At 44.6% G+C, this 15992-nt stretch carries 9 protein-coding genes; 8 read left to right on the forward strand and 1 reads right to left on the reverse strand.

The features are described 5' to 3' along the window. Positions 1-7 precede the first annotated feature (7 nt). The 8 genes from PQO05_RS02680 to sov all read left to right on the forward strand — a co-directional run bounded on the left by PQO05_RS02680 (position 8) and on the right by sov (position 15118). Positions 8-1315: a murein hydrolase activator EnvC family protein gene (locus tag PQO05_RS02680; RefSeq protein WP_273631110.1), complete on the forward strand. Its 1308-nt coding sequence runs from the start codon at positions 8-10 to the stop codon at positions 1313-1315. 56 nt (positions 1316-1371) lie between these two features. Then, a complete protein-coding gene (locus tag PQO05_RS02685; protein ID WP_273631111.1) occupies positions 1372-1887 on the forward strand; it encodes a Sec-independent protein translocase subunit TatA/TatB in 516 nt (171 codons plus the stop codon). 40 nt (positions 1888-1927) lie between these two features. Then, a complete protein-coding gene (locus PQO05_RS02690; protein WP_273631112.1) occupies positions 1928-2101 on the forward strand; it encodes a Sec-independent protein translocase subunit TatA/TatB in 174 nt (57 codons plus the stop codon). Positions 2102-2204: 103 nt separating this feature from the next. Next, positions 2205-3635, forward strand: a complete 1431-nt coding sequence (gene gatA, locus PQO05_RS02695) for an Asp-tRNA(Asn)/Glu-tRNA(Gln) amidotransferase subunit GatA (RefSeq protein WP_273631113.1) — start codon at positions 2205-2207, stop codon at positions 3633-3635. Between the two features lie 61 nt (positions 3636-3696). Next, entirely contained in the window at positions 3697-4953 is a 1257-nt protein-coding gene (locus PQO05_RS02700) for a lytic transglycosylase domain-containing protein (protein ID WP_273631114.1), read from the forward strand. Between the two features lie 119 nt (positions 4954-5072). Beyond that, positions 5073-7355: an NADP-dependent malic enzyme gene (locus PQO05_RS02705; RefSeq protein WP_273631115.1), complete on the forward strand. Its 2283-nt coding sequence runs from the start codon at positions 5073-5075 to the stop codon at positions 7353-7355. 35 nt (positions 7356-7390) lie between these two features. Beyond that, positions 7391-7975, forward strand: a complete 585-nt coding sequence (ruvA, locus tag PQO05_RS02710; protein WP_273631116.1) for a Holliday junction branch migration protein RuvA — start codon at positions 7391-7393, stop codon at positions 7973-7975. Between the two features lie 30 nt (positions 7976-8005). Further along, positions 8006-15118, forward strand: a complete 7113-nt coding sequence (gene sov / locus PQO05_RS02715) for a T9SS outer membrane translocon Sov/SprA (protein WP_273631117.1) — start codon at positions 8006-8008, stop codon at positions 15116-15118. 53 nt (positions 15119-15171) lie between these two features. On the opposite strand, the gene PQO05_RS02720 is transcribed toward sov, so the two are convergent. Next, positions 15172-15891, reverse strand: a complete 720-nt coding sequence (locus PQO05_RS02720; RefSeq protein ID WP_273631118.1) for a head GIN domain-containing protein — start codon at positions 15889-15891, stop codon at positions 15172-15174. Positions 15892-15992 lie beyond the last annotated feature (101 nt).

Here is a 15992-nt window from a genome sequence, read left to right on the forward strand (position 1 = left end):
TGGTTTGATGAAATTTTTAAGAACTGTATTCTTTTTCGTGCTTGCGCTCACCGCCGTAAATGCCTTTGCGCAAAGCAGTGCTGAGCTAAAACGCCGTCGTGATAAATTAAACGAAGAGCTTCAGCAATTGAACGATGAATACGAGGCTACTGCAAAAAATAAGAAAACCACGCTTAAACAGCTTAATATTTTAAAAGCGCAAATTAGCTTACGCGAAGATAAGATCAACACACTTAACTCTGAGGTTCGCCTTTTGGGTAACCAGATTAACGAAAATACCAACAACGTACACTCGCTACAAAGCCAGCTCGATCAGCTAAAGAAAGAGTATGCGGCGATGATTGTTTTCGCTTATCATAACCAGAGCGCCTACAACAAGCTGATGTTTGTTTTTGCATCGCAGGATTTTAACCAGGCCTATAAGCGTTTAACCTATTTACAGCAATTTGGTACTTATCGCCAGCGCCAGGCCGAATCGATCCAGGGCACCCAAAAGGAGTTAAAGGTAAAGATTAACGAACTCGACCGTACCAAAGATCAGCAAAGCACGCTGTTAAAAGACCAGGAAAAAGAAAAACAAACGCTTGGTCAGGAAAAAAATAGTCAGCTGGCAGTCATAAGTGACCTCTCTAAACACCAGGGCGAATTAAAGCAGCAACTGAAGGATGCGCAACAACAAAAGGCTAAAATAGAGTCGCAAATCAGGGTTGCCATCCGCCGCGAAGTAGAAGAAGCGCGCAGAAAAGCGGAAGCAGAAGCAAGGGCCGCTGCCGCACGTGCTGCTGCCGAAAGGGCAAGGTTAGCCGCTGCCAATCCGGGTAGCCCTGCGCCTAAAGAGCCTGCACCGGCCGCTGCAAAAGCATCAACTAATAGTGAACTGCTAAATGCTACACCGGAGTTTGCCAAACTATCAAACGACTTTTTAGGTAACAAAGGCCGCTTGCCATGGCCGGTTGCTAATGGCGTAATTACGCAGGAGTTTGGTTTAACGTACATTGAAGGTATTAAAACCGACAACCCGGGTATTGATATCCGTACCAATTCGGGCGCAGGGGTAAGGGCTATCTTTTCGGGCGAGGTTACCAGCGTAAACAATATTAGTGGTACTTACCTCGTTGTAGTAAGGCACGGTGAATACTTTACCGCCTACGCCAACCTAAAATCAGTAAGTGTATCTAAAGGAGATAAAATTGGTATCAAGCAAAACCTGGGTACGGTAGCCACTGATGGCGCTACAGGCGAAACGCAGGTACATTTTGAGTTATACAAAGGTCAAAATGCTGTGAATCCTAAGTTATGGCTTGCTACTCAATAAATTATATTAAACTTTGAGTATTTAATTTGTCTATATTTGTAAATTCATTCATCAATATGTTACACCCCGTTTTTTTATTCCTAAATATTGGTACCCCCGAAATGATCTTGATCATGTTCGTGGCCCTGTTGCTTTTTGGCGGAGAAAAGCTTCCTCAAATTGCTAAAGGCCTGGGTAAAGGGATACGCGATTTTAAGGATGCATCAGAAGGCGTTAAACGCGAGATACACAACCAGATTAATAACTTTGAAGAAAAGAATGAAGCTGTTGTTGCTCCTGAGCCTGATAAAGACCTGCCGGTTGTGGCTAATACCGTAGCCCTGTCAGATCCTTTTGCACCACCAGCGGTAGCAGAACATCATGAAGCCCCTGCACTGGAAGAGCATCATGAAAATGCAATACCAACCATAAACCAACACAACGATATAGCACCTGCAGGCGAAAGCCATGCAGACCTGTCGCACCTGGCAACGCCGGTACATACCGAAGTTACGCACGTGGCAGAAAACCATATCACTCTTTCGCACGTAAGTGAAGAACCTGGTACGAATACTGAGGAGAAAAAAAGTTAAGACACAAGAATAATATTAATCATATAAATTAAAAATCATCATGGGTGGATTAGGCGCACCAGAAATCATTCTGATTATCATCGCAATTTTAATTCTGTTTGGCGGAAAGAAAATTCCTGAACTAATGAAAGGTTTAGGCAAAGGCGTAAAAGAATTTAAAGACGCTCAGAACGGCGATTCTGAACCAAAAAGAGAAGAAAAAACTAACGTTTAATTTCGTTTAGTTTCTATTCATATTGTCTGGTTACTATACCGGATTGGTAAACTTATTAGTTGAAATTATGCTTTCAACTAATAAGTTTTTTTATTTTTAGCCCATGGCTAAAACTTATACTTCTTTAAGTGAGATAAAAAACGAACTGCTGCAAGGCGGTATCACTGTAGAAGGTCTTGTAAAAAATTACCTGGCGCAAGCCAAAGCAAATGTGCATCTAAACGCTTTTAACGAAGTTTTTGAAGAAGAAGCACTTGCACATGCTATTGAAATTGACGAAAAACTGAAAGCCGGTACCGCAGGTAAATTGGCCGGTATGGTTATCAGCATAAAAGATAATATTCTTTACAAGGGGCATAAAGCTACGGCATCATCCAAAATACTGGATAATTATACTGCCATTTACTCCTCAACCATAGTAGAACGTTTACTGGCCGAAGATGCCGTTATCATTGGCCGTTGCAACTGCGACGAGTTTGCCATGGGCGCATCAAACGAAAGCTCGTATTACGGCCCTGTAAAAAACCATGCCGACGAAAGCCGTGTGCCGGGTGGTTCATCAGGAGGCTCGGCAGTTAGCGTGCAGGCCGGTATGTGCCATGCAGCCATTGGTACAGATACAGGTGGCTCGGTGAGGCAACCTGCATCGTTTTGTAATGCCATTGGTTTTAAACCAACTTATGGCCGTATATCACGTCATGGTATTATAGCTTACGCATCGTCTTTCGATCAGGTAGGCACAATCACCAATTCTATTGAAGATGCAGCGTTGCTGTTAGAAATAATGGCTGGTAAAGATGCTTTTGATAGTACGCTGATCCAGGCAGAAGTACCGGCTTACAGCACTGAATTGAAAGCAGAAACTGCACCTAAAAAAATAGCCTACTTGCGCGAAGCGTTGGAGCGCCCGGGACTTGATCCGCAGATTAAAGATGCTTTACTGAAATCAATAGAAGATTTAAAAGCAGCCGGGCATACTGTAGAACCGGTATCTTTCGAATACCTCGATTACGTTGTGCCAACCTATTATATCCTCACTATGGCCGAGGCTTCATCAAACTTAGCCCGGTATGATGGCGTGCACTATGGCTACCGCAGCCCAAAGGCAACCGATTTAATGTCGACCTATAAACTCTCCCGTTCCGAAGGTTTTGGGGTAGAAGTGAAGCGGCGCATTATGTTAGGTACGTTTATTTTGAGCGCAGGCTACTATGATGCCTACTACACCAAAGCGCAAAAAATGCGCAGATTGATCCGCGAAAAAACAGAGGAAATCCTTGATAACTGTGACTTTATCCTGACACCCACCGCGCCCGAACCTGCGTATAAGTTGGGTAGAGAAGAGAAGGATCCTGTGGTTGCTTACCTGGCCGATATATTTACGGTGCAGGCTTCATTATCCGGTATGCCGGCAATATCGTTACCAGTAAAAGTTGAAAAAGATGCACTGCCGTTTGGCTTGCAGCTGGTTGCCAAAAGGTTCGCAGAACAGGAACTGTTAAATTTCTCAAAAACGTTTTTAAATCTGAGTTAAAGTTATTATTTTAGTCAAACCAATTTTAACCTTAGCACACAGGCATTTAAATATTTTTAGGATGAAATTTTATACTGTTGTTGCTTTAGTGCTGTTGTCAAAAATTTCCCTTGCCGCTTCCGGCCCGGGTATGCATTCAGACTCTACGGTTGCTACTAAAGCTTTTTCTGTTAGCCCTTTAAAACGCGATACAGCAAAAAGTTTTACGCCCGCCGCTCAGTTTGCTAATGCACCTGGTGGCTCTATGAAGAGCCGGTTAACAGCTATTCAAAAAGATGTGCCTTTAGATTACAATGAGTTTGTACAAAGCTACATCGACAATTATACAGGCCGCCGCGATGAGCTTGGCCGTATAATGGGCTTATCTAAATACTATTTCCCTATCTACGAAAAGGCTTTCCGCGAAGCGGGAATCCCCGAAGAAATTAAGTTCCTTTCTATAGTTGAGTCGGCATTAAACCCTAATGCCGTGTCGCGCGTTGGTGCAACCGGCCCTTGGCAATTTATGTCGACTACTGGTCGTACCTACGGCTTGGCCATCAACAACTACGTTGATGAGCGCCGCGACCCAATCCAGGCCAGTTACGCAGCTGCAGCATACATCAAAGACGCTTACCAGGAGTTTGGTGACTGGCTTTTGGCCATTGCAGCCTACAACTGCGGTAAAGGCAGTGTAGAACGCGCTATCGAAAAAGGCCATTCAATGGATTATTGGGTTATTCGTCAGTACTTGCCTGTTGAAACACGTGGCTATGTACCAGCTTATATAGCAGTAGCTTATTTAATGAACTATTACGAGCAGCATAGAATAACGCCGCAAGTATGCGCCCTACCATTACAGACGGATACCGTTACGGTGAATAAGTTTGTATCGTTCAGCAATGTATCAAGGGTGTTAAATATTACTACAGATCAGTTGGTTTCACTTAACCCATCTTACCGTATGATGGTGGTTAACGGTACTGCCGCTGCACCACGTAAATTGATTATCCCGAAGATCCAGACAGAGAAGTTCAAGGTGTTCTATGATGCTTTAAACAACAACGCACTTAGCGTACCACCAATGGCTGTAGTTAACACGCAGGAGGTTGATGCAGGTGGTATAGATGCCATGCCGGCTTATCATACTGTTAAAAAAAGTGAAAGTTTAGCAGATATTGCCGATAAGTTCGGTATCGAATTAAACGACCTGATAGCATGGAACCATTTGCATGGCAATAAAGCTACGCCAGGCCAAACCTTAAAGCTTCAGGATGGAAGCACGGGTGCTGCTATGGCATCAAAAGTTACCAAACCGGCTATTGCTGCGGGTTTGTAAGCTCAAATTGTATTTATAATTCATAAAATATTGAAGGCGCATTATCCTTGTAATGCGCCTTTCTATTGTAGTATACAGTTGAAAAAGAATTGTAATTTTACAGCCTGAATTTGAGAAGAATGAACAAAACTAACCGCAACCTCGACGCTCTTAATTACCACTCAAAAGGGCGCCCTGGTAAAATACAAGTAGTACCAACCAAACCAACCAATTCGCAACGTGATTTAACAATGGCTTACTCACCGGGCGTTGCGCAGCCATGTTTGGAAATTGCCAAAAACGTTGATGATGTTTATAAATACACTGCAAAAGGTAACCTGGTAGCTGTAATTAGCAACGGTACCGCAGTATTAGGTTTAGGCAACATCGGCCCCGAGGCCAGCAAACCTGTAATGGAAGGTAAAGGCCTTCTGTTTAAGATCTATGCTGATATCGACGTTTTCGATTTAGAGATCAACGCTACTACGGTTGATGAGTTTGTAAATATTGTAAAGGCCCTTGAGCCAACCTTCGGCGGTGTAAACCTCGAGGATATATCGGCCCCTACCTGTTTCGAGATAGAGCGCCGTTTAAAAGCCGAGATGAACATCCCGGTAATGCACGATGATCAGCATGGTACAGCCATCATCTCGGGCGCAGCCCTGATGAATGCCTGCGAATTGCAGGGCAAAATATTAAGCCAGATAAAAATGGTAGTTAACGGCGCAGGTGCTGCTGCTGTGAGCTGCTCAAAAATGTACCTGTCGCTGGGTGTTAAGCCAGAGAATCTGGTGATGTTTGATATTAACGGTGTGCTGGATCAAACCCGTACCGATCTGGACGAGATGCGCCAGCAATTCGCTACCCATCGTACAGATGTTACAACTTTGGCCGATGCCATGAAAGATGCCGACGTATTTGTTGGTCTTTCTGCCGGTAATGTGGTGAGTCAGGATATGGTACGCAGCATGGCCCCAAACCCTATTGTGTTTGCTATGGCCAACCCCGAGCCAGAGATTGATTACGAAAGTGCCATTGCTACCCGCGATGATTTAATTATGGCAACCGGCCGTTCCGATTTTCCTAACCAGGTAAATAACGTGTTGGGTTTCCCATATATCTTCCGTGGTGCACTTGATGTAAGGGCTACTGCCATTAACGAAGAAATGAAACAGGCAGCAGCCATTGCCATTGCCGAGCTGACTAAAAAGCCGGTACCGGAAGCGGTGAACCTGGCTTATAACGCCAAGAACCTGAAATTCGGCAGGGATTATATTATCCCTAAACCGATGGATCAGCGCCTGATCACCGAGGTATCTATCGCAGTAGCTAAAGCAGCTGTAAATTCGGGTGTGGCACGTAAAGTAATTACCGACTGGGATGCTTATTCGGAAGAACTAAGAAGCCGCATTGGTAAGGATGATCGCTTATTGCGTAATATCTCTATCCAGGCCAAGCAAAATCCAAAACGTGTGGTATTTGCCGAGGCTGATAATTACAAGATTTTAAAGGCTGCCCAGATTGTAAAAGACGAGGGTATTGCTACGCCGATATTATTGGGTAACATCGATAAGATTAAAAGGATCATCGAAGAAACCGAGCTGGAGCTTGGTGATGTTCGGATGATTGATCCGCGTAAAGAAAACGCACCTTGTGTTGAAGAGTACGCCGAGTACCTGTACAACAAACGCCAGCGCCGCGGCATAACCCTTTACGAAGCCCGCAAAATGATGTGGGACCGTAACTACTACGGTGCCTGCATGGTGCAGTTTGGTGAGGCAGATGCTTTGATCTCGGGCTTAACCAAAAGTTATGTAAGCACGATAAAACCAGCTTTACAAATTATCGGTACCGAGCCGGGTGTAAGCCGTGTGGCGGGTATGTACATGATGATAACGCCTAAAGGCCCTGTGTTTTTCGGTGATACAACCGTTAACGTAAACCCAACAGTTGATGAGCTGGTAGATATTACTGTACTGGTTGAACGCTCTGTACAACAGTTTAACATCCAGCCAAGGGTGGCGTTGCTATCATACTCTAACTTTGGCTCTAATGATGGTATCATCCCCGAGAAATCACGGGAAGCGGTAAAGATCTTACACGAGAAATACCCCGATATGATTGTTGATGGTGAGATGCAGGCCAACTTTGCCATTAACTCAGATTTGCTGGGAGATAACTTCCCATTCTCAACCTTAAACGGTAAGCCTGCCAATACATTGATATTCCCTAACCTCGAGTCGGGTAACATTGCTTACAAGCTGTTGCAGGAGCTTGGCGGCGCCGAAGCAGTAGGCCCAATTTTGCTGGGCTTGAACAAACCGGTACACGTTTTACAATTGGGCAGCTCTGTTCGTGAAATTGTAAACATGATTACCATTGCCGTGCTGGATGCACAGCAAAAAGAACAAAATGAACGATAAGCACAAGGCTTTTTAAATTATATTAGCTGTAGATAATGTTTGATTATATCGAAGGTAAATTAGTGTTTAAATCGCCGGCATACGCGGTTATTGATGTGGGCGGCATAGGCTACCACATCAATATATCCGTTCATACTTTTGCCAAATTAAAAGATTTAAATCAGTTTAAACTTTATACCTGGTTACACGTAAAAGAGGACGCTCATACGCTTTATGGCTTTGGCGATGAAGGCGAGCGCCGCCTGTTTTTGCACCTGATCTCGGTTTCGGGTATCGGGCCAAATACGGCAAGGATGATGCTCTCGTCCATTACGCCCGAGGAGATACAGGAAGCCATTGTGGCCGGCCATGTAGCAACCATACAGCGTATAAAAGGTATCGGCCCCAAATCGGCCCAAAGGCTGATACTGGAGTTACAGGATAAATTGAAGAAAGATGGACCAGGTACGCTGATAAATGCGCCTGTAAATTATACTGTTAAAGATGAGGCATTAAGTGCATTGATTATGCTGGGGTTTGCACGTAACATAGCCGAAAAAGTACTTGAAAGTGAAATTAGAAAACAAACCGGCAGCTTAAATGTGGAGCAGCTTATAAAAGCTGCGCTAAAAAATTTATAGATTTATAGTAGAATTTTTTTTGCTGATCGCTTGATTAAAAACCTTACGCTAAAAGTTGTAGTTCTTTTCGTTCTGATTGCTGCTTTTGGCGGCACCAGCTACACTTTTGCCCAGCAAACTCAGCCTGTAATTCCTAAAGATTCTACTAAAAGACAACCCCAACCCGCCATTGCGCCCACACGCAGAAACGATTCGGTTACCGTACAGCAATCATTATACCCATTAGGCACACGCAACAGCCGCATGTTGCAGGGCGTGTTAGAGCCCGACCCTCCGGGCCTGGTGCGTACCGTTACTTACGACCCTGCCTCTAACATGTATATTTTAACCGAAAAGGTTGGTAACATGTATTACAGGGCCCCGCAATACCTAAACTTTACGCAATACCTCGCGCTGATGCAGCAGCAAAACCAGCGGCAGTATTTCCAGCAATTGTCTGATAATTATGCGTATGCTTCACAGCAGCCCGGTTTTATACCTCAAATGAATATCCATAACCAAACCTTCGAGCAGATATTCGGGAGTTCGGTAATTGACATTCGTCCGCAGGGATCAGCTGAGATGATATTTGCGGGGCAGGTTAACAGTAATAATAACCCGCTGTATAATACCAAGCAGCGCAGCGTTTTCAACTTCAACTTCGATCAAAAGATCCAGATGAACGTTACCGGTAATATTGGAGATAAGCTGAAAATCACCACCAATTACAATACCGATGCGCAATTCCAGTTTGATAACCAGATCAAGATCGATTACACCGGCCACCCCGATGAAATTATCCAGAAGATAGAGCTCGGTACGGTAAGCATGCCGCTTAATACCACGTTAATTACAGGTACACAGGCATTGTTCGGTTTAAAAACTAAACTCAAATTTGGTAAGTTGGATGTAACCAGTATCTTCTCGCAGCAGCGGTCTCAAACAAAAACCATTACTATTACCAATGGTGCGCAGCAGGGTACATTCAGGTTAACACCAGCCGATTACGAGGCCAACAAGCACTATTTTCTGGCCCAGTTTTTCAGGGACAACTATAACAAGGCGCTGGCTAATATCCCCATCATCAGTTCGAACGTAAACATTACCAAAATTGAGGTTTGGACTACCAACCGTACCAGTACCACGACTGATTCGCGCGATATCATGGCTTTCCTCGATCTGGGTGAGAATAAACCATATAACACTGCTTTAATTAGTGGTGCAGGCGGCACGGGCTTACCTGCAGGTTTTACAAGTAATAACTTCCCGCAACAATCAAACAACCTGTTGCAAAGAATCAACGCTTTACCCGGTAACCCGCGGTATACCAGTTCGAGCGCCATTGCACAATTCTTCCAGCCAAGCGGTTCTACAGATAACTACGCCAAGCTTACTTACGCACGTAAGTTAACAGATAAAGAGTACACGCTGCATCCGCAATTGGGTTATATCTCCCTAAACTATCCGTTGAATAATGATGAAGTTTTGGCCGTAGCATACCGCTATACTTATAATGGTGTAGAATACCAGGTGGGTGAGTTTTCGACAGACGTACCTGTAGATCCGGTTAACCCAAAAACGCTGTATGTAAAGTTATTAAAGAATACCCTGCTGAAAACCAATTTGCCAACCTGGAAACTGATGATGAAAAACATCTATTCGCTGGGTGCATATCAAATCAGTCCGTCTAATTTCAAAATGCAGATCACCCGTTTGGATGAAAGCTCTGGTATCGAAAAGCCGATTATGGACGAGGGTACCAAAACAAAGAGTAAACTCTGGATCCAACTCACAGACCTCGATAACCTGAATGCGCAGAACGATAAGCAACCGGATGGGTATTTCGACTTTTTAGAGGGCATTACGATCGACTCGCAAAACGGACGGGTGATGTTTCCCGTCGTCGAACCTTTCGGTTCCGACCTGGCCAAGCAGTTTGCGCCCGGCGAAACAGACCTCATTAAACGGTATACGTATCAGCCGATATACGATTCTACAAAAACTATTGCACAGCAACTTTTCCCTAATTTAAACAGGTATATCATTAAGGGTACGTATTCGTCGCAAGGCGGGTCAGAGTATCAGCTGAATGCTTTGAATATACCACAGGGTTCGGTTGTGGTAACAGCCGGTAGTTTGAAATTAACAGAAGGCACGGACTTCAGCGTTGATTATAACAGCGGCCGGATCAGGATCATTAACCAGGCTTTGCTTTCATCGGGCCAGCCTATCAATGTAACTATCGAGAATAATGAACTGTTCGGTGTTCAGCAGAAATCACTCTATGGTACCCGGCTGGATTATAAGATGAATAATAACCTGAGCCTGGGCGGTACCCTGATGCACCTGACTGAACAACCCATCACGCAGAAGGAAATTGTTGGTCAGGAATCCATCTCCAATACCATCTGGGGGCTCGATGCTAATTATAGTTCGCAATCGCGGTTACTCACCAGGCTGGTTAACAAAATACCGGGCATAAGCACTAAAGCCCCGTCCTCCATTGCATTTAATGGCGAGTTTGCCCAGTTGCTGCCGGGTAACCCAAGCGCGCTCAATTTTGCGGGCTCTAAAAAGGGAACTTCTTACCTGGACGATTTTGAAAACAGTACCTCTGTTATCGATATTAAAAGCGCTACGGCCTGGCAAATTTCGGGAACACCGCAAATGTTTAAGGAGGCGCAAAACTTTAACGATCTCAGTTATGGTTACAACCGTGCCCGGCTTGCCTTCTATAACATCGACCCTATATTTTATACCAATACCAGCACGGTACTAACCGGTAACACACGGGCCGAACTCTCCAATCATTATGTTCGTGAAGTGCTGGAGACCGAGGTATTCCCTTACAAACAATCGGTAACCGGCCAGCCACTTATTTTACCTACGCTGGATGTGGCTTTTTATCCAACTATCCGCGGTCCGTATAACTACAGTACCACAGGTGTAAACAGTAACGGTACGCTGCAAAACCCACAAAGCCGCTGGGGTGGCATGTTCCGTAAAATTGAGACCAATGATTTTGAATCACTCAACGTAGCATATATTTCGTTTTGGGTGATGGACCCATTTATATACAAACCGCACTCTGCAGGTGGTGACCTGTATTTTAACCTTGGTAGTATCTCTGAAGATATTTTGCTGGATGGACGAAAGAGCTTAGAAAATGGCCTCCCGGTTAATGGCGACCTAAGCACCGTAGATGAAACCGTTTGGGGACGTGTACCACGTTTACAACCGGTAATTAATGCGTTTGATAATGACCCTAATTCGAGGGCTTTGCAAGATGTGGGTATAGATGGGATAAATGATGCCGACGAGCAGAAGAAATTCGCACCCTTTGTGCAGCAAATTAAAGGGACTTTAAGTCCAACCGCTGCAGCCGCTGTTGCGGCCGATCCATCGTCTGATGATTATGTGTATTACCGTGGCCCGCAGTTAGACCAAACCGGCGCGGGGATTTTGCAGCGTTATGCCAAGTATAACAATACTGAGGGTAACTCTAAAACGGCAGAGCAATCACAGGCTGCATTGGGTCTGGAAACCTCGGCCTCAACCTCACTGCCCGATGGCGAGGATATTAACCGGGATAACGACATGAGCCAGGCTGATGAATATTTCCAGTACAAGGTATCTATGCGCCCGCAGGATATGTTGGTAGGAAATAACTTTATAACCGATAAAATTACCTCGCAGGTAAAACTGGCTGATGGTACCACCCAGGGAGTTACCTGGTACCAGTTTCGTATCCCGCTTGCCAATTATACCTCTAAAACAGGTAATATTGAGGATTTTAAAGCCATCCGTTTTGTGCGGATGTTTATGACCAACTTTGCCGATACAGCCGTGCTGCGTTTTGCCAACCTGCAGTTTGAGCGTGGCGAGTGGCGTAACTTTAACGCCGAAAATAACCCTGCCAATGTAATTGCCGACCCTGCCCTGGTAAACCCGCCGCTTGATAATTCGACCCTGAATGTGAGCGATGTAAATATTGAAGAAAACGGTTCGCGTACGCCAATACCTTATGTAGTGCCGCCTGGTATTACCCGCCAGCGTGATTACAATAACCTGCGTACCAATACACAGCTAAATGAGCAGTCGCTATCGGTAACAGTTGCCAATCTGAAGGATGGTTACTCGAGGGCTGCATTTAAAATGTTTAATAACGATTTGCGGTCGTACAAAAACATTAACATGTTTATCCATGCCGAGGGTACCAACTTAAAGGATAATGATGTGAGCGCCTTTATACGTTTGGGTATTGATTATATAGATAATTACTACGAATACGAAATCCCGTTAAAGGTAACCTTGCCTAATACCAGCGACCCCAATGCGATATGGCCGGATGTAAATAGCCTTAACCTGCAGCTTTCGCTCTTAACCAATGCTAAGCTTGCGCGTAACCATGCTTTACTAAATGGTAAGGCCTGGCCGCTTACGGTACCATATACTTTGATTGACGGAGCCAATAAAATAACCATAAAAGGCCAGCCCGATTTAAGCCGCTTAACCACGGTAATGGTGGGCGTGCGCAACCCTTACAAAGGCAATAATACGGCTGATGATGGTATGGATAAAAGCGCCATTGTTTGGTTTGATGAGTTGAGGTTAACCGATTTTGATAACAACGGGGGATGGGCAGCAACCGGACACCTGAACGCCAAGCTGGCCGACTTTGCTGATGTTACCATTGCGGGTAGTAAAAGCACCGTTGGTTTTGGTACAATAGATCAGGGTGTGAGCGACAGGAGCAGGAGCGACAACCAGGCTTATGATGTGGCCACCAATGTGGAGCTCGGTAAGTTTTTCCCGGATAAGAGCGGGATCCATATCCCGATGTTTGTAAACGTTTCGCAGCAAACCAGTATGCCGCAGTATGACCCTGCGCAGCCTGATATCTTGCTCAAAACATCGCTCAATGCGGCAACCACGCAACAAGAAAAAGATTCGATTAAGAATGCTGCCGAGGATTATACGATACGGAAGAGTATCAACTTTACCAATATCCACAAGGCAAAAACTACCCCTACGGCGCCAAACCATGTGTGGGATATAGAGAACTGGAACGCCACGTACTCCTACAGCGAATACGAGCACCACGACTTTACCACGCAAAGCGATCTGGAGAAAACGTACAGGGTAGCGCTGGCTTATAACTATACCAATCAGCCTAAATATTATTCGCCTTTTGATAAGATCATTAAGAATAACATGCTGGCGTTGTTCAGGGATATTAACTTTAGTATCCTGCCATCACGGTTAAACTTCAGTATCGATTTCAATCGGTTCTATTCGGAGAATACGCTGCGGAATAATGACCCGAACAACTATATCCCGATACCAACAACCTTTAACAAAAACTTCCTGATCACCCGGGTATATGGTATAGGCTGGAACCTGACCAAGAACCTGCAAATGGACATCGACGCAACCAACTTGTCGGTAGTGGACGAGCCTGCAGGCCGTGTAAATGGACTAAAACGCGATACCCTTTGGGATAACCTGTTAAAGCTGGGGCGTACCACCAACTATAACCACACGTTAAACTTTAACTATAACGTACCATTCAACAAAATACCGGGGCTTGATTTTATTAGCATGGTGGCACGTTACAGCACCCACTTTAACTGGCAAAGCCAGCCAGAGTTTGCTATAAACAGCACTGCGTATGATGTGGGTAACAGTATTCAGAACTCGCGCACCATACAGCTTAACCCAACTTTAAACCTGGTTACGCTGTACAATAAATTTGGTTTTGTCCGCAAATCAAACAACGGGCAGCAGGGTAAAGGCAGCGTTACCGTGGGCGATTTCTTTATCGGGGTATTAACAAGTATCAAAAACATCAGCGGTAACTATACACGTACACAGGGTACGTTTTTACCGGGTTATCTGCCAAATTCAAACTTTGCCGGGCAGGATTTTAGTTATAATGCACCGGGTATCGGCTTCCTGCTGGGCAGCCAGGCCGATTTACGCCCTAAAGCCATTGCCAATGGCTGGGTTTCAACAGATACTTTGCAGAATCAGTTATACGTAACCACGCTGAACGAGGATATGCACTTCCGCAGTGTGATTGAACCGTTTAAAGACCTTCGTATAGAGCTTAGCGCCTTCAGAACGCAGGACCGTAACTATCAAAGTAATTTTAAATACGACCCGGTTAGCTCAAGCTTCCAAAACCAAAGCCCGATTACTTCGGGAGATTATAGTATCTCTTTCATGTCAATCGCATCGGCATTCTCCAAGGTTTCTGGCGTTGATAATACGTCGAAAACCTTCCAAAAAATGCTGGACGACCGGGCTGTTATTTCGCAACGACTGGGGCAATCCAATCCAAACTCCAAAGGCTCAACGGATGGTTATGCCGATGGTTACAGTGCTACCCAACAAAACGTATTGGTGCCGGCTTTCCTGGCAGCTTATGGTGGCAAAAAGGCGTCGAACGTAAGTTTGGGTGATTTCCCTACATTCCCGATACCTAACTGGCAGATTACCTATAACGGCTTAAGCCGGATACCATTCTTCCAGGAGTTTTTTGAGTCGCTGGATTTGCGGCATGGTTACCGCTCTACCTATACCATCAACAGTTATAATACGCTGCTGCAGTATAAAGAAGAAAACGGCGCATCTTTTGCCCGCGATGCCAATAACGATTTCCTGCCGTTCTACCAGTTTTCGCAGGTTACCATATTTGAGCAGTTTGTGCCTTTACTGGGGCTCGATATGCGGTTTAAGAATAACGTAACCACCAATTTTGAATACCGGCAGAGCCGAACCCTGAGCCTGAGCTTACTTAACAGCCAGCTGGCGCAGCAGAACGAGAAGATCTGGGTGTTTGGCTTTGGTTACCGTACCCGCAATTTCAGGTTTCCGTTTGGTTGGTTTAGCGGCTTTAAGCTTAATAACGATTTAAACTTTAAGCTGGATGTGGCAGTACGGGATAACATGACCCTGATATACCGTGCCGATATTGTAAGCGCCGAAATATCTTCGGGAGCGAAAAACATCACCTACAGGCCATCTATCGATTATGCCATTAACCAGCGGTTTAACATGAGTATTTTCTACGATAGTAACATTACCAAACCGTATACTTCACAATCGTTTAATACGGCATTTACTAATTTTGGTATCAACCTTAAATTGTTACTTCAATAAAAAAAGCACCGCTGGTATAGCGATGCTTTCTACATAAAACAGTATTTAATTTCTTACATTTTTTGCACGTTACCAGGGCCAACTTTATGCTTGGTAACTACAGCATTACCGGTATAATAAACATTACCGGTACCTACTAAAGTTGCGGTAAGTTCTTTATCGGCTTTAATGTACACATCGCCCGAGCCACTTACCGTAATACCGGCTTTCTGCGTGCTGAACTCTTTGGCTTTAATTTGACCAGAGCCGCTGATAAAAGCAGTAACAGAAGCAGAAGTTCCGGCAATTTCGATACTGCCAGAGCCGCTTACTTTAGCGGTTAATTCGCCACTTACTTTGGCTGTTGGCACATTAATACTGCCAGAACCGCTTAAGCTCACTTTAAAATCGCTGGCGGTTACGTTGCCTTCAACAGACGTATTGCCCGAACCGGTATTGGTTACGGTTGAAAGGGTACGCACGTAAACAGTAACCTCGGCAGTTTTAGGATGATATTCTTCGTGCTTAAGGCTGAAAGATGGCCTTTTAAAACGCACATTCAGGGTGCCGCCGTCAACAACGGTTTCTACTTTATCGATATATTCTTTGTCGATGTTAAGTTTAGCGCCTTCTTTATCGCCCAAAATTACTTTTACTTTAAAGGGGCCTGATACTGATACACTGCTGTAGCCTGATACATCGCGGGTTTGTTGAGCGGTATCCTGGGCGGTGGCTTTTAATGTTGTGGTTATTGCTAAAGCGACAGCAAATAAACTAAGGGTAAGTTTTTTCATAAATTGATATTGCATATTTAAAACGGACAAAAATGTCTAAACATTTTATCAGACGCGCAATTTTTCTTTCGATTTGAAATTGCAGCGACATAACTATCTCT

The organism is Mucilaginibacter jinjuensis, assembly GCF_028596025.1.
Lineage (GTDB): Bacteria > Bacteroidota > Bacteroidia > Sphingobacteriales > Sphingobacteriaceae > Mucilaginibacter > Mucilaginibacter jinjuensis.